The sequence below is a fragment of the Pseudomonas sp. CGJS7 genome, assembly GCF_036961695.1.
The window spans coordinates 37691-57832 of record NZ_JBAMDI010000055.1 but is presented as its reverse complement, the minus strand read 5'-3'; the positions used below and the strand labels follow the sequence as shown (position 1 = coordinate 57832).

Below are 20142 nucleotides of genomic sequence, written 5' to 3'. Positions count from 1 at the left end.
AGCGATTGTCGCGTTGCGATACCGCGCAAGCGTCCGCCGGTTTTCGGCGACGCTTCGCGACGCGCGTACTCGCGTGCCGTGCGCAAACGCCTCTGTGCGCTGGCGTATCGAGAAAAGCCAACAAAGGTTTCAAGCCTGAAACATGCCTCGTTTCCATATGTAACCGCATCGGAAATGTGCGTATGGTCACGTCGTAACTTCGCCGCCTCGCGCAGTGTTCCGGGTGGGTGGGAAGTTCGGTCCGGCGCATACGAATGCGCGCGGGCGTTGCGGGAGGGACGGTCGGTCGAGCCGCTTTGCTGGCTCGGCACACGGACGACGTCGACTGCGCCGATCTCTCTCCCCAACTAGGACCGCGACGTGCCTGGCAAGGGGGCGGGCGTGCGGCGGTGTCTTCGCGAAAGAACCACGTGGAGGACCACTCGATGCCCAACGTAGTCAATCGATTGACGATCGCCATCAGCCTGGTCGGGCTGGCGGCGCTCGCCGGAGCCGCGGTACGCGGTCTCAGCGGCGACAGCCCGGCCGATGCCGGCACCATCGGCGGCGCGCCGTCGCCGCAACGCAACGACAGCGGGCTGGAGACCCGCAGCAGCCGCTACATCGTGCTGTACAAGGAAGCGCCGGTGAGCGCTTATCACGGCGACATCGCCGGCCTGCCGGCGCCGCAGCGCCTGCAAGGCGCGCAGAACGCCAACGCGGCGCTGGCCAAGGGCGCAGGCGGCAGCAGCCGCGTCGATGTGCGCAGCGCGCAAGCGCGCGGCTACGTGCAGTACCTCGACCGCGCCCAGCGCGATCACGAAAGCGGCATCCGCTCATTGCTCGGCCGTCCGCTGCAGATCGAGCGGCGCATGCATCACGCGGTCAACGGCGTGGTCACCCAGATGACCCAGAACGAGGCCGCGCGCGTGGCCAAATTGCCTGGCGTGGAATTGGTCGAGGAATACCGCGAGTACGCGCTCGACACCGACGTCGGCCCGCAGCTGATCGGCGCGCCGTCGCTGTGGAACGCCAACCCCACCAACTTCCGCGGCGAAGGCGTGGTGGTCGGCATTCTCGATACCGGCATCAATTTCGGCAGCCCGGCCTTCGCCGCGGTCGACGACACCGGTTATCACCACGTCAATCCGAACGGCAGCGGCAACTACATCGGCACCTGCGCGCCCGGCGGCGTCGACGAAGGCCGCTGCAACGACAAGCTGATCGGCGGCTGGGACTTCGTCTGCGGCGCGCCGGGCAACACCTGCGGCGTGCCGGGCATTCGCGAAGAACCCGGTTTCGGCGACACCAACAGCCACGGCAGCCACACCGCCTCGACCACCGCCGGCAACGCCTGGACCGCCAACTTCAAGGGACGCGACATCCGCATCTCCGGCGTCGCTCCGCACGCCAACATCATCGCCTACGACATCTGCTACACCAACATCGCCACCAATCAGGGCTCGTGCCCGAACACCTCGGCGGTGGCGGCGATCGATCAGGCCATCGCCGACGGCGTGGACGTGATCAATTACTCGATCGGCGGCGGCGGTTCGCCGTGGGGCGAGGCGGTGTCGCTGGCGTTCCTCAACGCGTCCGACGCGGGCATCTTCATCGCCACCTCGGCCGGCAACAGCGGCCCGGGCCCGAACACCACCGGCCATCGTCAGCCGTGGACCTCGACCACCGCGGCGGCCAATCACGGCCGCGGCACCTTCGCCTATCTGTTGCAGATCACCGGCCCCGGCGCGGTGCCGCCGGCGTTGCAGGCGGTGCAGTTGACCGAAGGCTCGTCCGGCGCGCCGTTCACCGCGACCCTGCCGCCGACCACGCCGGTACGGGTGAGCGCCGGCATCGACACCGCCAACGACGGTTGCGCCGCGTTCCCGGCCAACACGTTCCAGAACGCGATCGCGGTAGTCCGCCGCGGCACCTGCAACTTCACCGACAAGGTCAACAACGCCAAGAACGCCGGCGCGGTGGCGGTGTTGATCGCCAACAACCAGCCGGCGCTGACTACGCCGAGCGTGCCGGGCACGACCATTCCCGCGTTCATGGCCGCGCAGACCGACAGCGATGCGATCCGCGATTTCGCCGCCGGCAACGGCAACACCGCCACCGGCGGGATCAACTTCCCGGCCACGCCGATTCCGAACACGCCCGACGTGCTCGCCGGCTTCAGTTCGCGCGGCCCGGCGGTCGGTCTGGATCTGATCAAGCCCGACGTCACCGCGCCCGGCGTCAATGTGTTGGCGGTGATTTCCGGCACCACCGTGACCGGCAGCGAGAACGTGGTCGGCTTGCTCAGCGGCACCTCGATGGCCTCGCCGCATCAGGCCGGCGCCGCCGCGCTGCTGCGTCAGGCTCAGCCGGCGTGGACCTCGGCCGAGATCAAGTCGGCGCTGATGATGACCTCCACCACCAAGGTGTTCAAGGAAGACGAAGTCACTCCGGCCGATGCGTTCGCGATGGGCGCCGGCCGCATCCAGGTCGATCAGGCGGTGCGTTCGGGCCTGGTGCTCAACGAGACCACGGCCAACTTCCTCGCGGCCGATCCGGCCCAGGGCGGCGACGTGTCGGCGTTGAATCTGGCCAGCATGGCGTCCAGCAGTTGCTACAGCTCGTGCAGCTTCGAGCGCAAGTTCCGTCACGCGCAAGGCAAGCTCGAGCTGTATGTGGCGCAGGTCAAGGGCGTGCAGGGCATCGCGTTCCCGCCGCTGGTGTTGTCGGCGCCGGGCCAGACCAGCAAGGTCAAGGTGTTCGTGCTGACGCCGTCGTATGCGATGGACGGTGCCTGGCATCACGGCCAGTTGGAGCTCAAGCCCTTGCTCGGCCAGAACACGCCGCAGTTGCACCTGCCGATCGCCGTCGCGGTGCCGCCGCCGCAGATCGCGCTCGCTCCGGAGCAGATCGCGGTCAGCTTGCCCGCCGGCCGCAGCGGTTTCGCCGATTTCCGCATCGCCAGCCGCAGCGCATCGCCGCTGGAGTTCGAAGTCGACAACACCGGCACCGCCGCGATCACCCTCAGCCATTCGACGGCCGATGGCGTCAGCAGCGGTTTCCGCAGCACCGTCTACACCGATCCGGCTTCGGCCGGCGGCCTGCTGGCGCAGTTCTCCGCCGACGACTTCGCTGTCACCGGCAACACTCAGTTGTCCAAGCTGTTCTCGCAGGGTTTCGTGTCCAGCGGGGCGGCCTTGGCCAGCGTGGCCAGCAGCCTGACCTGGAGCGTGTACGCCGATACGTCCGGCAATCCCAGCGGCCACCCGCTGGCCGGAACCGCGGTGTGGAGTTACACGGCCGCGCCCAATGCGGCCGGCGTAACCGTGGCAGGCGCCAACATCACCCTGGATCTGGTCGCGGCCGGACAGAACGTGCAGTTGCCGGCGGGCCGTTACTGGCTGGTGGTCAACGCGCGCACCAGCTTCGCCAACCGTTGGGTCTGGTACGCCTCCAACACCGGCGACAACCAGTTCCGTTCCATCGCCATCGATCCCAGCGGTTCGGGCGCCTGGGGCGCGGGCGCGGGCTTCGCCGGATTGGCCTTCGACGTTCAAGGCCAGACCGCCTGCGGGGCGCCGTGGATCGGCGCGCCGCAACGCGCGTTCGGCCGGGTGCGCGGCAACAGCGAACTGGCCAATCGGGTGCGGATCAACACCGCCGGCCTGGCCGCGGGTTCGCACGTGGGCTATGTCTGCGTGACCAGCGACGATCCGGTTCGGCCGAAGGTCGCGTTGCGGGTGGCCTTGACGGTTACTCCGCGCTGATCGTTTAGCGGTCGGATCGATGAAACACGCCGGGCCCGTTCGCGGGCCCGGTTTTTTTTGTGCGCCGGTTTGGGTGGGCGCAAACGCGCGTTGGCGCGCATCGCCGAGTGCGAAAAGGCGTTACCGTGGGTCGCGACGATGTCCGACTGGGTTCGAAGGAGGCGCGGCATGCAACGATTCACCGGCGGTTGTCTGTGCGGTCAGGTGCGGATCGTGGCGACGGGCGAGCCGTATCGGGTCGGAGTGTGCCATTGCCTGGATTGCCGCAAACACCATGGCGCCTTGTTCCACGCCTCGGCGATCTTCCCCGAAGCGGCGGTGACCATCGAAGGCGAAACCCGCGACTACCGCGGGCGGTTTTTCTGCCCGCGCTGCGGCTCCTCGGTGTTCGGGCGCAGCGCCGACGAAGTCGAAGTGAATCTGGGATCCCTGGACGCGATCGACCAGTTCGCGCCGACCTACGAGCTGTGGACGATCCGCCGCGAGGCGTGGTTGCCGGCGTTCGCGCTCAGCAAGCGTTACCCGCGCGATCGCGACGGCGGCCGCGCCGAGCCCTAGCTCAGCCGCCGCGACCCGGCGGCGTCACCACTCGCGCCAGGCTTCGGTGATGTCTTCCTCGCCCGCGACCGCGCCGGCCTCGCTGGCGGCGCCCTGGATCAGTTCGCACAGGCCTTCGCGCTGGTCGGTTTCGATCAGGTTGTAGCCGCAGTGCGCGTTGAGCGCGTTGAGCGCGAGCACCGCATGGCGGACGCTGGCGCGCGCGGCGGCACGATCGCCGTTCTCTATCGCCTCGGCGATGGCGTCGAGAAAACGATCGATGATGCGCTCGCACTGGTCGACGTCGCCGGTGTTGTAACCCGCGTCGGCGCCGTCCTGGGCGAGGTCTTCCATGTAGCTGCGCATGCCGTCGAGGATCTCGCTCTTGAGCTCGACGTAATCGTTGGTCTTCACCTGCATCGGGTTCCTCGGTCGGGGCGGCCGCGTAAGCGCGGCGCCAAGTTCGATCCGAGTGTAGCCAAGCGACATTGCAGGCGTGGGAACGCGCGCAGGCAGTCGGTCGCGGTCGCGCCGTGACCGGTATCGATGCTTGCGCAATCCGTACAAGCGGCGTGTTGACCGGCTTGCGGATGCGTGCTCCGCGCGCGGGAGTTGGGCCTGGACGCGGCCGATGGCCGGTCGGCCATCGAACGTGTGGGCGACCGGCCGGTATCCGGGCCGGCCCGGGGCGAGGGCGCCCAGGCGCTTGCGGCGGGCGCCGCCGCAAGCGCGCCGGTCAGCGATACGCCCGTTCGCGCTCGGCTTGCAGGCGTTGCCGCAGGTACTCGTTGCGCGACAGCCCGCCCGGAATCTGGGCCATCGCCATCACCTCATCGACGACGATGCGTTCGCGTTGCTTGTAGCTCTGAAAGCGCGGGTCGTTGCGTTGTTGCTCGGCCCAACGTTGTTCGAGCCGGTCGGCATCGCCGCGGTAGCGTTGCGCCAGTTGTTGCACCAGCGCTTTCTGCCGCGCCGGGTCGGATTCGGTGGCCTGGATCAGGCCGATCCGCAGCATCAGGCTTTCGCCCGCGGACAGCTCGCGTGCTTGTTCGTAAGCGTCGATCTGGCCTTGCAACGCCTGCGCGCGGCGTTCGCGGTCCACCGGGCCCAGCTTGGCGGCATCGCGGAAGAAGACGCGCGCGTCTTGCTGGAACTGTTGACGCTGTTGGTAGCTGCGCGCCTGCGGTGTCGACAGCAGATTTTGCAGCGGCGTGCCCTGGCTGGCGTTGGCCACCGCGGCGACCGCAAGCGGTGTGGGCGCGCTATCGGCGCGGGCGGGGTAGATCGGCAGCCAGCCCAGGCTGACCGCCGCGGCGAACGCCGCGACGGTCAGGGCCAGGCCGAGCATGGCGGTATGGCGTTTCATGCCGGCGCCGCCGATCAAGCCAACAGCTGATCGACCAGCCAATACAGCAGATTGAACGGCTTGGCCTTGTCGGCCGCGTCGCTCTGCTCGCTGGCGTCGAGCACCTTGCCGTTGCCGTCCAGGACGCTGTCGATGAAGTGCTTCAGCTCCAGGTTCTGCGCCTGCACGTCGCCGTTCTTGAAATCGACGATCGTGGTGCAGTGGCTTTCGTTCAAGGCGCGGTATTGCGGGAAGTAGCCGCCGAAGTTGTCCAGCGTGTTCAAGCGCGCGGCCAGACGGGTGGTGTCGCTGCCCCACTTGGCGTGGATCAACGCTTCCTTGGCCGCTTGGTTCGGCGCCTGGAGGATGTCGTCGTGGAAGCGCTCGTAGGAATACGACGAGTAATTCAGATCCTGCCAGAAGTGGGTCTGGCCGAGGCGGTCGTTACGGTGCTTGTTGGCCAGGGCCGGGTAGATCGAACCCAACTCGTTCAGATCGATTTGCGGCAAGCCCGAAGCCAGGAACGCCAGCGGGCCGTTCGGCGCGTCCAGGCCCCACACGTCGCGGATCTTGTTCATCAGCGGCTGCGAGGGGTATTCGGCCGGATTGCCGTTGCGCGGGGTCGGGAAGATCGGGCCGGAGTCGTCGATCAGATAGGCGCTGGTCGGGGCCAGGTCGCTGCGCACCGAGTCGTAGGAAATCAGGCTGCCGGCGCCGCCGGCGCTGCAGCCGGTGCTGAGCATCTGGCCCGGACGCGGCAGGTTGTCCTTGAGCCAGGCAGTGATCGCACGGGTGTTGCGCAGTCCGTTGTGGTGCCACACCAGCGGCGGCTTCTGCCCGGTCGGATCGGCGTATTGCGCGATCTTGTCGCCGCTGTAGATATCGCCCGTGCAGTAGGGCACGTAGACCATGTTCCAGCCCTGGGTCTTGACCGCATCGAACGGGCTCACCCGGGTCACGAACGGGCTGACCAGGCTGGCGCCGGGATTGAGCAGCTTCATGTAGTCGTCGGGCACGCCGTTGGGATTGCGCGCGCCGCGCACGCCGGTGGCGCCGGTGCAGCTGGCGTAGTCCCAACACGCGCCGCCGCCTTCCATGTAGATGATGGTGTTGGTGGTGTTGGGCACGCGGTTGACGAAGATTTTGTACGGCGAACCGTTGCCGCAGATCGCGCCGGTTTCCGCCGGCAGTTGCACGGTCTGCCACTGGTAATAGGCGGCCGGGTCGAAACCGTCGGCGCGGGCGGCGTCGCGGCTCAGCAGCGGAAAATTGCCGACGCGTTGCGCGGGCTGGACCTTGTTGTCGGCCTTGGGCGGCGAGAACAGGTTGCGGATCGTTTCGAAGAAACCGTAGTCGCCTTGCTCGGCCTGCGAGGGCAGGCTGGACAGCGCGACCGCGCCGCCCACAAGGACGACGGCCAGATGACGGCTCAGTGCCATGATGTCTCTCTCCTTGGATCGTCATGAAGGGAGGAGGCAAACGCGCTCCGGCGCGTGCTAGGGCGTGCGCGCGGCCGGGTTCCCCTCCGTACTGCAGCGTCTGGATAGCCCCGGGGGCGTTACCGGTCAATCGCGATTGCGCATGTTTGGCGCCGTGGGGGCACATTGACCGCGAATGCGTTCGCCAGTGACCGCTATTGCCCCGTTACCGGTCACGGAAAACGGCCGCGCGCGCGCCGATTCTTGCGCTGCAGCATGTGACTGACATCGACGAATGCGCGAACGTGTCGCAGGTCTTGCGGCTTGTGTGATCGCGCCTGAAACCGCGCTGGCGCTTACTCGCCGGGCACCGCGCCCGCGGTCGCGGCGGCCGACGCGCGCCGCCGCGCCAACAGCGCTTCGCGATGGGCGATGTAGGCGTTGGAGCCGAGGATGATCGCCGCGCCGATCACGGTGTAGCGGTCCAGCGATTCGCCGAACCACAGCCAGCCGGCGATGGCCACCAGCGGCAGCTGGGTGAAGCTGATCGGGGTCAGCGCCGACACTTCGCCGAGCTTGAGCGCATGCGTCCACAGCACTTGCCCGCCGGTGCCGAAAATGCCCGCGGCGACGATCCACACCCAGGTGATGCCGTGCGGCCATTGCCAGACGAACAGCGCCGGGATCAACGACATCGGCACCCAGAACGAATAGGTGTACAGCACGATGGTGTTGGCCGAATCGATCTTCGACAGCTGTTTGATCTGGATCGAGATCACCCCGCCCAGCACCGCGGCCAACAGCGCCGCCAGCGAGTCGATGGAGAACTCGGCCGAACCCGGCCGCACGATCACCAACACCCCGATGAATCCGGCCGCGACCGCCAGCCAGCGGCGCGCGCGCACTTGTTCGCCCAGAAACAGCACCGCGGCGATGGTGACGAAGATCGGGGTGGAGTAGGTCAGCGAAATCGCCTGCGCCAGCGGCAGGTGCCCGATCGCCCAGAAGCCGGCGAGCATCGAGCAGATCCCGATCAGGCAACGCACGAAATACTTCGGCAGTTGTTTGGTGCGCAGCTCAGCGCGTTGCGCGCCCAGCAGCAGCGGCAGCACCGCGAGCATGCCGAACAGGTTGCGGAAGAACGCGACCTCGAAGGTGTGCAGCGATTGCGAGGCCAGCCGGATCGAAATCGCCATCACCCCGAAGCACAGGGTGCTGGCCAGCATCAGGCCCGCGGCGCGTAAGGGATTCGACGGCGCCTGTGCGTTCACCAGCGCGCGCCGACGATCCGCGGTTCGGGTTCGATCGCCACGCCGAAGCGCGCGCGCACCGAATCGGCGATGCGGCGGGCCAGGTCCAGCAGTTGCAGACCGGTGGCGCCGCCGTGATTGACCAGCACCAGCGCGTGCGCGGCCGACACGCCGGCGCCGCCGTCGCGGTGGCCTTTCCAGCCGCAGGCGTCGATCAGCCAGGCGGCGGAGAGTTTGCGGGTGTCGGCGTCGGCGCCGCGGAACACCGGCATCGCCGGATGATCGGCCAACAGCGCCTCGGCTTGTGTCGCGGGGACGATGGGGTTCTTGAAGAAGCTGCCGGCGTTGCCGAGCACCGCCGGGTCGGGCAGCTTGCGGCTGCGGATCGCGATCACCGCCTCGGCGACGTTCTGCGCGCTCGGCGCGTCCACGCCCATCGCCGCGAGTTCTTCGCCGATGCCGGCGTAATCGAGCTTGAGCGAAGGCGTGCGCGACAAGGCGAATTCGACTGCGGTAATCAGATAACGGTCGGGCGCTTGCTTGAAGCGGCTGTCGCGGTAGGCGAAGGCGCAGGCGGCGTTATCGAAACGATGCCATTGGCCGCTGGCGGGTTCGAAGGCTTCCACCGCGTGGATGAAGTCGCGCACTTCCACGCCGTAGGCGCCGATGTTCTGGATCGGGCAGGCGCCGGCGGTGCCCGGAATCAGCGCCAGATTCTCCAGGCCCGCGTAGCCCAGCGCCAGCGACTGCATGACCAGACCATGCCACTGCACGCCGGCGTCGGCGCGCAGGATCGCGCGGTCGCCGTCTTGTTCCAGCACCCGCACGTCGCGGCCGCTGAGTTCCAGCACTGCGCCGCCTGGATCGCCGGCGAACAACAGATTGCTGCCGCCGCCCAGGGCCAGCGCCAGGCCGTCGCGCAACGGCGCGGCCTGCAGCGCTTCGGGCAGATCGGCGGCGTTGTCCACCGACACCAGCCAGGGCGCGCGCGCGGCGACGCCGAAGGTGTTGCGCTCGCGCAGGCTGGCATCGCGCACGATGCGGATGTTGGGGTTCATGCGCGACAGACCGGCCGGGCGGGAAGTGGAGAGATGGCGGTGCGCTCAGATCGTCGGCGGCACATGGCCGCGGCTGGGCGCTTCCTTGCGGCGGCGGATCGCTTCGACGCATTCGTGCACCAATGCCGGCCCGCGGTAGACCAGGCCGGAATAGCACTGCACCAGACTCGCGCCGGCGGCCATCTTGGTGACCGCGTCGGCGCCGGTGAGGATGCCGCCGACGCCGATCATCGGGATGCTTTCGGGCAGGCGGGTGCGCATCTTGCGCAGCACCGTGGTCGACTGGCTCATCAGCGGGCCGCCGGACAGGCCGCCGGCTTCGCCGGCGAACGGGCTGGCTTCCACGCCTTCGCGGGCGATGGTGGTGTTGGTGGCGATGACCCCGTCGACCTGCAGCTCGCCCAGCACCCGGCCGGCGGCTTCGATGTCGTCGTCGGACAGGTCCGGCGCGATCTTGACCAGCATCGGCACGCGCTTGCCTTCGCGCGCGGCGAACTTCTCCTGCGCCTCGCGTAAGGTGCCGACCAGGCGGCGCAGCGATTGCTCTTCCTGCAACTCGCGCAGGCCCGCGGTGTTGGGCGAGGAGATGTTGACGGTGATGTAGTCGGCCAGCGGATACACCCGTTCGAGGCAGTAGAGATAATCGTTCTCCGCGCTCTCGTTGGGGGTGTCCTTGTTCTTGCCGATGTTGATGCCGAGCAGGCCGCGATTGCGGCGCGCCTTGGACACGTTGCGCACCAGCGCGTCGACGCCTTCGTTGTTGAAGCCCAGGCGATTGATCACCGCCTGTTGCTCGGGCAGCCGGAACATGCGCGGCTTGGGATTGCCGGCCTGCGGCTTGGGGGTGACGGTGCCGATCTCGATGAAGCCGAAGCCCAGGGCGAGCAGGGCGTCGATGTGGGCGCCGTTCTTGTCCAGGCCGGCGGCCAGGCCGACCGGATTGGGGAAGCTCAGGCCCAGGACTTTGGTCGGCAGCGGCTTGGGCTGGCGCGACATCAGCGGGTTGAGGCCGCTGCGATAAGCCGTTTCCAGCGCGGTCAGACCAAGGCCGTGGGCTCGCTCGGCATCCAGGCCGAACAAAAAGGGTCGGGCGAGACTGTACACGTGGTCGGTGGGGGCCGAAGCGGTCGTTGGCGAGATTATCGCCTAAGCGGCGTGCCGCAGGCGAGCGTCGCGGCCAAGCGGAGGGACCGCGCAAACGCCGCCGCCGGCGCGGGGCCGGCGGCGGGAGCGGGGTAAACGGCAAAACGCCCGCTGTATCGGTGGTTGTTGCGGTGTGCCGCCGCCGTGGGCATGCGCCGGCCGAATGCGAGCGCGTTCACAACTTGCGCGGCGATACGGCCTTGCGGCCGGGCTCAGTGGTTGCCGGCGAACGCCAGGATCGCGGCCAGGCCGCCGAAGAACACGATCACCACCACGAGGGTCAGGATGCCCAGGATCACCGAGGCCCAGCCCAGGATCAGGCCGGCGATGGCCAGGCCGTCGCCATCGAAGCGCTCGCGCTCGCGGCGGATCTGGCCGCGGGCCATGTGGCCGGTGACGATCGCGGCGATGCTGCCCACCAGCGGCAGCAGGGTCCAGCCGAGGATGCCGGAGATCAGGCTGAGGATGGCCAGGACATTGGTCTGGCGGACGGGGGTTTGCATAGCGGCCTTCCATGAATGGTTTCGGCCGCAGGATACCTGCCCGCGCCGGCGAATGCGCCGATGCGCGGCGATTCGTCCGCCGGCGCCGACACGACGAAGCCCGCGGCCTGGCGGTCGCGGGCTTCGGTTTTCACCGCGATGAGCGCGCGAGCCGGGCTCAGAAATCCGGCGGCAGACTGATCGCGCAGCCGCCGGCGATCTCGCAGGACCAGAACGCGTTGACGCAGGTGTCGTAATCGCCGCCGGCCGAGCGGCAGGCTTGATACTCGCCCAGGCAGTGATCGCAGCCCGGCGCGGCGGCGGTGGCGCTGAGCGTGGCGGCGAAGCCGAACGCGGCCAGGGCGAGCGCGCCCAGGCGCAGGCGGATGCTACGGTTCCGTGTGTTCACAAGACTTCCCTCATGTGTCGCCAGTCCATCTGGCGAAATCACGCTAGACACGCGGGTCGCGGAGGGTCAAGCGGCGCTGCCGCGGTCTGCGACCACCGGCTCAGGCGCAGCGCGCCGGGCGCTCGGATAGGCGTGTTTGGATCGGTGGTTTTGCTGCGTTCGCCAACGCTTCCTGCGCGAATCGGCTTAGCGTTTTACCGTCGCCTTGCCGTCGGCGATCGCTTGCCGGTAGTCGTAGACGTTGCGGTGGCGGTCGCTGGATTCGCGCAGCAGTTCCGGGGTGTCGGTCAGCAGCGTCCGGCCCGTGCGCAGCGCTTGTTTGTTGGCGCGGATGAAGGCCATGCGCTTGCGCATTTCCACATCGCCGATGGGATATCGGCTCAGATCGACCCGGCGCGGATCGACAAAGCCGAGCAGGCCGAGCAACCGATTATTGGGCTGTGCGGGCCGGTCCATCCGGTAATTGGCCGACAAGGCCATGGCGCCGAATACGGCCGCGTTGCCGATCAGGATCCACAGCTGGATTTGCGCCGGACTGTGTGGTCCAGGGCCCGACGACCAGGACGCCAGCGCGAAGAACACGGCCATGCCGAGGTAGCAAGCAACAAACAGCCACAGCGCGAGTCTGCGCTCGGCCTTCGCGTCGGCGGCGCTGCCGCGCGGATGGTGGACCCACAACCAGCCTTGTTGCGGATCGAGGATCGCGTGCGCGCGCAGCGCCTGGCCGCTGCGCGAAACCGCGGCTTTCACGCGGTGGCCCGGCTTGAGCTTGTCGGCGCCGGCGAATTCGCCGCAAATGGGTTGGCCGTCGATCAGGCCGACGAAGTACTGCATGTCTTCGGCGAAATACAGCGCGCGTTCGATGTCGCTTGCGGCTTGGGCGATGGCGGCGTCGGGGCGGGCAGGGCCGTTGTCGTCGTCGGGTGGCTGTGCGATGCGCGACAGCAGCCGATCCGGGTCGTCTTCGATCAGCAAGCGATCAAGCACGCCTTCGATTACGAACAGCGCGTCCTCGCGCTGCGGCATCGGCGGGTCGCTTTTATGGATGCCGATCTTCATGTTCCCTCATCGATGGCTTGCGCATCCATGTGAAATCCGTCGGCCGGGTGGCGCCGGTGCAGGCGTTGAAGCTGCGCTAGATCAGTCGTCCGTATCTTTGCCCGCTCGGATGGATTCGCTTTCGAGCGTTACTTCGGTTGGCATCAAGCAAAACCACGGATTGCGTTCGCCGAACCACAGATAGCCGAAGCCATCGATTTTCAGCACCGGCAGCACGCGGCCTTCGAATGCGCGCAGCCGGACGATCTCGTCCTCGGGCAGATCATGGATCACCCACTGCGGCATCGCCGGTATCCGCACGCGGCTGCCTTCGACGACAGGGTGTCCGCGGGAATCCATCGCCGCCAGGGGAAACCCCGGCGGCAACGGACCTTGCGGCGGATCGAAGCTATCCATCGTCCGCCGCGTCGTACTGGCTTACAGATCGAACTTGATGCCCTGCGCCAGCGGCAGCGAATCGGAGTAGTTGATCGTGTTGGTCTGACGGCGCATGTAGGCGCGCCATGCGTCGGAGCCGGACTCGCGGCCGCCGCCGGTTTCCTTCTCGCCGCCGAACGCGCCGCCGATTTCGGCGCCGGAGGTGCCGATGTTGACGTTGGCGATGCCGCAGTCGGAACCGGCGGCCGACAAGAACGCCTCGGCGGCCTTGAGGTTGGCGGTGAAGATCGACGACGACAGGCCCTGCGGCACGTCGTTCTGCAGCGCGACGGCCTCGTCCAGGGTCTTGAACTTCATCACGTACAGGATCGGCGCGAAGGTTTCGGTCTGCACCACTTCGGCGTCGTTGCTCAGGCCGGTGACGATGGCCGGCAACACGAAGTTGCCCTTGCGCTCGATGCGCTCGCCGCCGGTTTCGATCTTGCCGCCGCTGGCCTTGGCCTTGGCGATGGCGTCCAGATACGCCTGCACGCCGTCCTGGCTGTTGAGCGGGCCCATCAGATTGGCCGGGTCGGTCGGATCGCCGATCTTCTTCTCGACCTGCTTGTAGGCGGTGATCAGCTTGGCCAGCACGTCGTCATGGATCGACTCGTGCACGAACAAACGGCGGGTGGTGGTGCAGCGCTGACCGGCGGTGCCGACCGCGCCGAACACGATCGCCGGAATCGCCAGCTTCAGATCGGCCGAAGCGTCGACGATGATCGCGTTGTTGCCGCCCAGTTCCAGCAGCGAACGGCCCATGCGGCGGGCGACGCGCTCGCCGACGTGGCGGCCGACCTTGGTCGAACCGGTGAAGCTGACCAGGCCGATGCGCTTGTCGTCGACGAAGTTCGAAGCCAGCTCAGTGCCGGCATCGTTGAACAGGAAGAAGATGTCCGGGAAGCCGCCGGCGCGCAGGGCTTCGTTGCAGATCTTCATCGAAGCGATCGCCGACAGCGGGGTCTTGGGCGAGGGCTTCCAGATGGTGATGTCGCCGCAGATCGCCGCGATGAACGAATTCCAGGCCCACACCGCGACCGGGAAGTTGAACGCGGAAATCACCCCGACGATGCCGAGCGGGTGCCACTGCTCGTACATGCGGTGGCCCGGACGTTCGGAGTGCATGGTCAGGCCGTACAGCTGACGCGACAGACCGACGGCGAAATCGCCGATGTCGATCATCTCCTGCACTTCGCCGTCGCCTTCCGGCTTGGACTTGCCCATTTCCAGCGCGACCAGCGAACCCAGCGCGTCCTTGTGCTTGCGCAGCGCGTCGCTGCACAGGCGGATCGCTTCGCCGCGGCGCGGCGCCGGGGTGGTGCGCCACACCGCGAAGGCGGCCTGGGCGCGGGCGACGATGGTGTCGTAATCGCTCTGCGAGGACGCCTGCACGCGTGCCAGCACTTCGCCGTCGGTGGGGTTGACGGGTTCCAGCACGCCGGCGTCGGCGGTCTTGGACCATTCGCCGTGGCCGAGATAGGTGCCGGACTCGTTGTCTTTAAGTCCCAGGGCGGCGAGAACGGGGTGGGTCATACCGAAAGCTCCAAGTGGTGGCACGCCGGGGGGCGTGGCAGTAACGGGAAAAGCGGCGCCGCGGCGGGCGCGGCGGCAACGCGCGGGACGCGCATTGCACGGGTGTGGCGACCCCGACACGATTCGAACGTGTGACCTTCCCCTTAGGAGGGGGATGCTCTATCCAGCTGAGCTACGGGGCCGTGTTTTAAATCAATGGCTTACAGGTTCTTTCTGGGCGGCTGGCGGGTTTGGGTGGGCTTGCGCTCCCGCGCGGCCGGCAGGGCCTGACATCCGCCCATTGTACCCGTGGCCGCGTGTCCGAAGTCAGGGGCCGGGGGCTGCGTTTGTGCGCGGATGGGGCGAATCCACCGCGCACGAACGCTTTGGGCCGCGGCTGGCGCTGCGGTTTCGCGTGTCCGTGGCGATCGGGTGAGCAGGCAATGAGCGCGGCGTTACCCGTAACGATTCGCTCACAAGCCGCGCGCCGGCGCTGGCTATGCTGCGCGCGACGCAACCGGCCCGTTGCATGGCGCTTTGCAGCGCGATCGCGGCCCGACGGTTCCAGGAATCCGATCCGCCGTTGCGTCGAACCAGGCATCGAACCAAGGAGCAGTGCATGCAATCCGATCGAACCCGAGTCGTCCCCGCTTGCGCGCGCTGGCTCAAGCGCGCCGCCGTATTGGCTATCGCCTTGCTGGCGCCCAGCGCCTACGCGCAAAGCGACGCGCAAGTCTACGAGTCGGCCCTGGCCGAATCTGCGCGCGTGTGTCCCGGCCATTCCAAAGAGCGCACCACGCCGGGCGTGCGCGCGGTACCGGTCGGCGCGCTGCGGGTATTGGCGCAGCGCCACTACACGATGTGTCCCGATCGCCGTCTGGACGCGGCTACGCCCGCGGTGTGGTACGGCGCGGCCGGCGTCTACGCCTGGAATCCCGAAGTGGAGGGCGCGGCCAAGCTGATCGCCGGCAAGGTCGATGCGATGACGCGCAAGGAAGAGTTTCCGGCCGAAACCCTGGTCTGGAAAACCGACGGCAGCGAAGCGAAGGGTGCGACCGTGCCGATGTTCGAACGCCGGCCGAGGCCGGCCGGCGCGTCGTACTAAACGTCCGAACTGCCGGCCGAAGGGCTTCGGATCGAAGCCCTTCGCGCCGCGCGCGCCCGGATCAGCGCGCGCTCAACCGCCGCCGCCCGCGCGCGGCGCCGCCAGCTTGTCGACGATGGCGTTGTAGAGCGAAGCGACGAATTCGGCATCGTTGCCGGTGTCGTCGGTCATGGCGTACTGGCCGCTGGCCAGCATCCCCGCAGCCAGATGGGCTGCGACTTGTTCGGCTTGTTCGCGATTCATATCCATCTCCGTTGGTGTCGTGCGCGATTCGCGCGGCGCCTTGAGGGCGTGAGCGAAGGCTACTCCCGGCGGCGTTTGCGCTGGTGGGCGCAAATGGAACTGACCGGTTCAACGACAGCGTTCGGGCAGAGTCGGCAAGGCCGATGCCAGCGCTCGGCGAAGCGTCGTTGCGGCGGTGCCCGGTGAGTCGCAGGTTCGCTTCATCGCGTGCGAGCGATGGATATTCGAGCGCAGAGCCTGCCTGGTTCGCGAGCTGTGCGACGAAGTCTGCGCACAATAGATCGGCCGGAGCGGACAGGGGCGCGGGGCGTGTCGATCGGGCACGGCGCCTGTTCGAAGCCCGGTCGAACGCCGCGATCGCTCGCGGTACAGGAAGCGAACCCACCTAAGGACAGCATATGAAATTGGCTTACGTCGCAGCGTTGATGGTCGCCGGCATCGCATGTATTTCGGTCGATGCGCCGGCGGGTCAGAAAGTACCCAGCGAGGTTTCGATCCTCAATTCCGCCGGTTCCTATTCGGTCAGCGGATCGTTGCCGGGCGCGCGCAACAGCGCCGACTCCAAGCAGAGAATCGGCTGCCAGCTCGCCACCTCGGCCGGCTCCACCACGATCTCCGGCCGTTGCGAGGCCGCCAACGCGCAAGGCCAGTATGCGCAGTGCGGGACCACGGCGCCGCACTTGCTGGAGGTGATCAAGGCGATCGACTCCGGTTCGCTGCTGTACTTCCGATACGATCCGCTGGTGACCATGCCCGGCGGCGGCTTGCCCGAGTGCGCATCGATCACTCTGGACAAGAACTCGCTGTATGAGCCGAAAAATCCCTGATCGACAGGGGCCGGCATCGCGGCCCGGGGTCGAGTGCCAGCGCGCGCTCGGCGCCGGGCTGTGTTTTTTCGTATACACGCGCGGTTGGGCGCGCGAATTTTCGCGGCCCGGGCTTGAGCCTTGTCCGGCGCGATGGCAGGATCGCGCGGATGACCAACCGCCCCGTCGTGGACACGCATCTGCGCGATCTCGCGCGGCTTCGCCGCGTCCGCGACCGGATCGACCGCGAGTACGCACAGCCGCTGGATGTGGAGGCCTTGGCCAGCGGCGCAGGCATGTCGGCCGGGCATCTGAGCCGACAGTTCAAGCTCGCGTTCGGCGAATCGCCGTATTCGTATCTGATGACCCGGCGGATCGAGCGGGCGATGGCCTTGCTGCGGGTCGGCCAGCTGAGCGTGACCGAGGTGTGTTTCGCGGTCGGCTGCTCATCGCTGGGCACCTTCAGCACCCGCTTCGCCGAACTGGTGGGCATGCCGCCGAGCGTGTACCAACGCCAGGCCGCGCAGGCGACGGCGGGGATCCCGTCGTGCGTGGCCAAACAAATTTCCAGACCGATCAGGAATCGAGAAGCGGCCGCCAGCGAGGCGCCCATAGACTGAGCGCCCTCAACCGCCACTCAACAGGACCGATCGCCATGGACATCGCCATTCACGCCAGCTTCCTCCCGCACGACAACGCCGAGGCGTCGCTGGGCTTCTACCGCGACATTCTCGGATTCGAGGTGCGCAACGACGTCGCTTACGGCGGCATGCGCTGGATCACGGTCGGACCCGCCGGCCAGCCCGCCGCGCCGTCCATCGTGCTGTATCCGCCCAAGGCCAGCCCGGGCATCACCGAAGACGAGCAGCGCACCATCGCCGAGATGATGGCCAAGGGCACCTACGGCATCATCGTGCTGTCCACCGCCGACGTCGACGGCAGTTTCGACCAGTTGCAGGCGCGCGGCGCCGAAGTCGTGCAGGAACCGACCGATCAGCCCTACGGCGTGCGCGATTGCGCGGTGCGCGATCCGGCCGGCAATTTGATCCGTCTGCAACAACGGGCCTGATCCGCCGTTCGCGCAGCGGGACGGGCGCGGCGTCGCGCCCGCCCCGCTGCGTTCGCGCCACCACCCACCACATCGCAGCGCTGGAGAGACGATGAGCAAGTCCAAGAGGACCCAACCGCAGTCGCCCGGGCAGAGCCCCGCCGACCGTCACGACCTGATCCGCGTGCAGGGCGCGCGGGTCAACAACCTCAAGGACGTCAGCGTCGAGTTGCCCAAGCGGCGCTTGACCGTGTTCACCGGCGTGTCCGGTTCGGGCAAGAGCTCGCTGGTGTTCGGCACCATCGCCGCCGAATCGCAGCGGCTGATCAATGAGACCTACAGCGCCTTCGTGCAAGGCTTCATGCCCTCGATGGCGCGGCCGGACGTGGACGTGCTGGACGGGTTGACCACCGCGATCATCGTCGACCAGGAACGCATGGGCGGCGACCCGCGTTCCACCGTCGGCACCGCGACCGACGCCAATGCGATGCTGCGGATCGTGTTCAGCCGGCTCGGCAAACCGCATATCGGCCCGCCGAGCGCGTTCGCCTTCAACGTCGCCTCGGTCAAGGCGGCCGGCGCGATCACGGTCGAACGCGGCGCCAAGACCAAGACCGTGCGCGAGACCTTCACCCGCACCGGCGGCATGTGCCAGCGCTGCGAAGGCCGCGGTTCGGTGTCCGATTTCGATCTGAGCGCGTTCTACGACGACAGCAAGTCGCTCAATCAGGGCGCGCTGACCATTCCCGGTTTCAGCATGGAAGGCTGGTACGGGCGCATTTTCAACGGCTGCGGCTTTTTCGATCCGGACAAGCCGATCCGCAAGTTCAGCAAGAAAGAACTGCACGACCTGCTTTACAAAGAACCGACCAAGATCAAGGTCGACGGCATCAACCTGACCTACACCGGCCTGATCCCGCAGGTGCAGAAATCGTTCCTGGCCAAGGACGTCGACGCGATGCAGCCGCACATCCGCGCGTTCGTCGAGCGGGCGGTGACCTTCAGCGTGTGCCCGGAGTGCAAGGGCACCCGGCTCAGCGAAGCGGCGCGTTCGTCGAAGATCAAGGGCATCAACATCGCCGACGCGTGTGCCATGCAGATCAGCGACCTGGCCGCGTGGGTGCGCGGGCTCAAGGAGCCGGCGTTGGCGCCGTTGCTGGAAAAGCTCGGCCACACCCTGGATTCCTTCGTCGAAATCGGCCTGGGCTATCTGTCGCTGGAACGGCCGTCGGGCACCTTGTCGGGCGGCGAGGCGCAGCGGACCAAGATGATCCGCCAGTTGGGTTCCTCGCTGACGGATGTGACCTATGTGTTCGACGAACCGACCATCGGCCTGCATCCGCACGATATCCAGCGCATGAACGAGTTGCTGCTGCGTCTGCGCGACAAGGGCAACACGGTGCTGGTGGTGGAGCACAAGCCCGAGGCGATCGCGATCGCCGATCACGTGGTCGATCTGGGCCCGGGCGCGGGCAGCGGCGGCGGCACGGTGTGTTTCGAAGGCAGCGTCGAGGGCCTGCGCGCCAGCGCGACGCTGACCGGGCGTCATCTCGACGACCGCGCCCAACTCAAGAAGAAGACCCGCGCGGCCACCGGCGCGCTGAAGATCCGCGGCGCCAGCACCCACAATCTGCGCAAGGTCGATGTCGACATTCCGTTGGGGGTGTTGGTGGTGGTGACCGGCGTCGCCGGTTCGGGCAAGAGCTCGTTGGTGCACGGCTCGATTCCGGCCGGCGCGGGCGTGGTTTCGGTCGATCAGGGCGCGATCCGCGGCTCGCGGCGCAGCAACCCGGCGACCTACACCGATCTGCTCGAACCCATCCGCAAGGCCTTCGCCAAGGCCAACGACGTCAAGCCGGCGTTGTTCAGCGCCAACTCCGAAGGCGCGTGCCCGACCTGCAACGGCGCCGGGGTGATCTACACCGATCTGGCGATGATGGCCGGCGTGGCCAGCGTGTGCGAGGAGTGCGAGGGCAAGCGCTTTCAGGCCGAGGTGTTGAAATACAAGTTCGGCGGCAAGGACATCAGCCAGGTGCTGGCGATGTCGGTGGCCGAGGCGGAGACGTTCTTCGCCTCAGGCAAGGCGCAATTGCCGGCGGCGCATGCGATTTTGCAGCGGCTGGCCGATGTGGGGCTGGGCTATCTGAGTTTGGGGCAGCCGTTGACGACGCTGTCGGGCGGCGAGCGGCAGCGGCTCAAGCTGGCCACGCATATGGCGGAGAAGGGCGGCGTTTACGTGCTCGATGAGCCGACCGCGGGCTTGCATCTGGCCGATGTGGAGCAGTTGTTGGGGTTGCTGGATCGATTGGTCGACGCCGGCAAGTCGGTGATCGTGGTCGAGCACCATCAGGCGGTGATGGCGCATGCGGATTGGATCATCGATCTGGGGCCGGGCGCGGGGCACGATGGCGGCAAGGTGGTGTTCGAGGGGACGCCGGCGCAGTTGGTGAAGGCGCGGTCTACGTTGACGGGGAAGCATTTGGCGGCTTACGTCGGGGGTTGAGTGGGTTGCGTGGCGGGTGGAGCAAATCCCCCGGCGCAGCGGCATCTTTCTGGAACAGGCA

The 20142-nt window shown here is 67.4% G+C and carries 19 protein-coding genes and 1 tRNA gene; 7 read left to right on the top strand and 13 right to left on the bottom strand.

The features are described from left to right. The first annotated feature begins 425 nt into the window (after positions 1-425). Both V7787_RS28235 and V7787_RS28230 read left to right on the top strand, forming a co-directional pair. Positions 426-3746, top strand: a complete 3321-nt coding sequence (locus tag V7787_RS28235; protein ID WP_336090704.1) for a S8 family serine peptidase — start codon at positions 426-428, stop codon at positions 3744-3746. Positions 3747-3914: 168 nt separating this feature from the next. Then, positions 3915-4304 (top strand): GFA family protein, encoded by a 390-nt coding sequence (locus V7787_RS28230; RefSeq protein WP_336090702.1) that lies wholly within the window; start codon positions 3915-3917, stop codon positions 4302-4304. A 24-nt stretch (positions 4305-4328) separates the two neighbouring features. Here the strand turns inward: V7787_RS28230 and V7787_RS28225 are convergent, their stop codons facing one another. From V7787_RS28225 to V7787_RS28170, 12 genes are all read right to left on the bottom strand, one after another. After that, positions 4329-4703, bottom strand: coding sequence for a hypothetical protein (locus tag V7787_RS28225; protein ID WP_336090701.1), 375 nt, complete (start codon positions 4701-4703; stop codon positions 4329-4331). A gap of 316 nt (positions 4704-5019) precedes the next feature. Continuing rightward, positions 5020-5649 carry a hypothetical protein gene (locus tag V7787_RS28220; RefSeq protein WP_336090700.1) on the bottom strand — a complete coding sequence of 210 codons (630 nt, stop codon included), beginning with the start codon at positions 5647-5649 and terminating at the stop codon, positions 5020-5022. Positions 5650-5663: 14 nt separating this feature from the next. Further along, the gene (locus V7787_RS28215) at positions 5664-7067 is read right to left on the bottom strand and encodes a pectin acetylesterase-family hydrolase (RefSeq protein WP_336090698.1); all 1404 of its coding nucleotides are present in this window, start codon (positions 7065-7067) and stop codon (positions 5664-5666) included. Between the two features lie 335 nt (positions 7068-7402). Then, positions 7403-8317: a DMT family transporter gene (locus tag V7787_RS28210; RefSeq protein WP_336090697.1), complete on the bottom strand. Its 915-nt coding sequence runs from the start codon at positions 8315-8317 to the stop codon at positions 7403-7405. Beyond that, a complete protein-coding gene (gene murB / locus V7787_RS28205) occupies positions 8314-9354 on the bottom strand; it encodes a UDP-N-acetylmuramate dehydrogenase (protein ID WP_336090696.1) in 1041 nt (346 codons plus the stop codon). Before murB ends, V7787_RS28210 begins: the two co-directional genes overlap by 4 nt. 45 nt (positions 9355-9399) lie before the next feature. Then, positions 9400-10458, bottom strand: coding sequence for a quinone-dependent dihydroorotate dehydrogenase (locus V7787_RS28200; protein ID WP_336090694.1), 1059 nt, complete (start codon positions 10456-10458; stop codon positions 9400-9402). Between the two features lie 251 nt (positions 10459-10709). Then, complete coding sequence (locus V7787_RS28195) at positions 10710-11000, bottom strand: DUF4190 domain-containing protein (protein ID WP_336090693.1); 291 nt, start codon at positions 10998-11000, stop codon at positions 10710-10712. Positions 11001-11157: 157 nt separating this feature from the next. Next, positions 11158-11388 carry a hypothetical protein gene (locus V7787_RS28190; protein ID WP_336090691.1) on the bottom strand — a complete coding sequence of 77 codons (231 nt, stop codon included), beginning with the start codon at positions 11386-11388 and terminating at the stop codon, positions 11158-11160. Between the two features lie 186 nt (positions 11389-11574). Continuing rightward, positions 11575-12447 (bottom strand): hypothetical protein, encoded by an 873-nt coding sequence (locus V7787_RS28185; RefSeq protein ID WP_336090690.1) that lies wholly within the window; start codon positions 12445-12447, stop codon positions 11575-11577. Between the two features lie 81 nt (positions 12448-12528). After that, positions 12529-12843: a hypothetical protein gene (locus tag V7787_RS28180; protein WP_336090689.1), complete on the bottom strand. Its 315-nt coding sequence runs from the start codon at positions 12841-12843 to the stop codon at positions 12529-12531. 21 nt (positions 12844-12864) lie between these two features. Beyond that, complete coding sequence (gene amaB, locus V7787_RS28175; RefSeq protein ID WP_336090687.1) at positions 12865-14397, bottom strand: L-piperidine-6-carboxylate dehydrogenase; 1533 nt, start codon at positions 14395-14397, stop codon at positions 12865-12867. Positions 14398-14502: 105 nt separating this feature from the next. Continuing rightward, positions 14503-14579, bottom strand: a tRNA-Arg gene (locus V7787_RS28170). A gap of 416 nt (positions 14580-14995) precedes the next feature. Here V7787_RS28170 and V7787_RS28165 point away from each other — a divergent pair. After that, on the top strand, positions 14996-15481 hold the full coding sequence (locus V7787_RS28165) for a hypothetical protein (RefSeq protein ID WP_336090685.1): 486 nt from the start codon (positions 14996-14998) through the stop codon (positions 15479-15481). A gap of 72 nt (positions 15482-15553) precedes the next feature. On the opposite strand, the gene V7787_RS28160 is transcribed toward V7787_RS28165, so the two are convergent. Beyond that, a complete protein-coding gene (locus tag V7787_RS28160) occupies positions 15554-15724 on the bottom strand; it encodes a hypothetical protein (RefSeq protein ID WP_336090684.1) in 171 nt (56 codons plus the stop codon). A gap of 398 nt (positions 15725-16122) precedes the next feature. Between V7787_RS28160 and V7787_RS28155 the strand changes: the two genes are divergently transcribed. The 4 genes from V7787_RS28155 to V7787_RS28140 all read left to right on the top strand — a co-directional run bounded on the left by V7787_RS28155 (position 16123) and on the right by V7787_RS28140 (position 20081). Next, positions 16123-16551 carry a hypothetical protein gene (locus tag V7787_RS28155; protein ID WP_336090682.1) on the top strand — a complete coding sequence of 143 codons (429 nt, stop codon included), beginning with the start codon at positions 16123-16125 and terminating at the stop codon, positions 16549-16551. Between the two features lie 149 nt (positions 16552-16700). After that, on the top strand, positions 16701-17150 hold the full coding sequence (locus V7787_RS28150; RefSeq protein ID WP_336090681.1) for a helix-turn-helix transcriptional regulator: 450 nt from the start codon (positions 16701-16703) through the stop codon (positions 17148-17150). A gap of 35 nt (positions 17151-17185) precedes the next feature. After that, positions 17186-17599, top strand: coding sequence for a VOC family protein (locus V7787_RS28145; protein ID WP_336090679.1), 414 nt, complete (start codon positions 17186-17188; stop codon positions 17597-17599). 91 nt (positions 17600-17690) lie between these two features. Further along, positions 17691-20081 carry an excinuclease ABC subunit UvrA gene (locus V7787_RS28140; RefSeq protein ID WP_336090678.1) on the top strand — a complete coding sequence of 797 codons (2391 nt, stop codon included), beginning with the start codon at positions 17691-17693 and terminating at the stop codon, positions 20079-20081. The last annotated feature ends 61 nt before the right edge of the window (positions 20082-20142 follow it).

Bases quoted from the DNA above. Each gene is read 5' to 3' on its own strand.
- V7787_RS28140 (WP_336090678.1), top strand. From the start codon at position 17,691: ATGAGCAAGTCCAAGAGGACCCAACCGCAGTCGCCCGGGCAGAGCCCC.
- V7787_RS28225 (WP_336090701.1), bottom strand. From the start codon at position 4,703: ATGCAGGTGAAGACCAACGATTACGTCGAGCTCAAGAGCGAGATCCTC.
- V7787_RS28150 (WP_336090681.1), top strand. From the start codon at position 16,701: ATGACCAACCGCCCCGTCGTGGACACGCATCTGCGCGATCTCGCGCGG.
- V7787_RS28155 (WP_336090682.1), top strand. From the start codon at position 16,123: ATGAAATTGGCTTACGTCGCAGCGTTGATGGTCGCCGGCATCGCATGT.
- V7787_RS28220 (WP_336090700.1), bottom strand. From the start codon at position 5,649: ATGAAACGCCATACCGCCATGCTCGGCCTGGCCCTGACCGTCGCGGCG.
- V7787_RS28185 (WP_336090690.1), bottom strand. From the start codon at position 12,447: ATGAAGATCGGCATCCATAAAAGCGACCCGCCGATGCCGCAGCGCGAG.
- V7787_RS28145 (WP_336090679.1), top strand. From the start codon at position 17,186: ATGGACATCGCCATTCACGCCAGCTTCCTCCCGCACGACAACGCCGAG.
- V7787_RS28230 (WP_336090702.1), top strand. From the start codon at position 3,915: ATGCAACGATTCACCGGCGGTTGTCTGTGCGGTCAGGTGCGGATCGTG.
- V7787_RS28165 (WP_336090685.1), top strand. From the start codon at position 14,996: ATGCAATCCGATCGAACCCGAGTCGTCCCCGCTTGCGCGCGCTGGCTC.
- amaB (WP_336090687.1), bottom strand. From the start codon at position 14,397: ATGACCCACCCCGTTCTCGCCGCCCTGGGACTTAAAGACAACGAGTCC.
- V7787_RS28160 (WP_336090684.1), bottom strand. From the start codon at position 15,724: ATGAATCGCGAACAAGCCGAACAAGTCGCAGCCCATCTGGCTGCGGGG.
- V7787_RS28195 (WP_336090693.1), bottom strand. From the start codon at position 11,000: ATGCAAACCCCCGTCCGCCAGACCAATGTCCTGGCCATCCTCAGCCTG.
- V7787_RS28235 (WP_336090704.1), top strand. From the start codon at position 426: ATGCCCAACGTAGTCAATCGATTGACGATCGCCATCAGCCTGGTCGGG.
- V7787_RS28180 (WP_336090689.1), bottom strand. From the start codon at position 12,843: ATGGATAGCTTCGATCCGCCGCAAGGTCCGTTGCCGCCGGGGTTTCCC.
- murB (WP_336090696.1), bottom strand. From the start codon at position 9,354: ATGAACCCCAACATCCGCATCGTGCGCGATGCCAGCCTGCGCGAGCGC.
- V7787_RS28215 (WP_336090698.1), bottom strand. From the start codon at position 7,067: ATGGCACTGAGCCGTCATCTGGCCGTCGTCCTTGTGGGCGGCGCGGTC.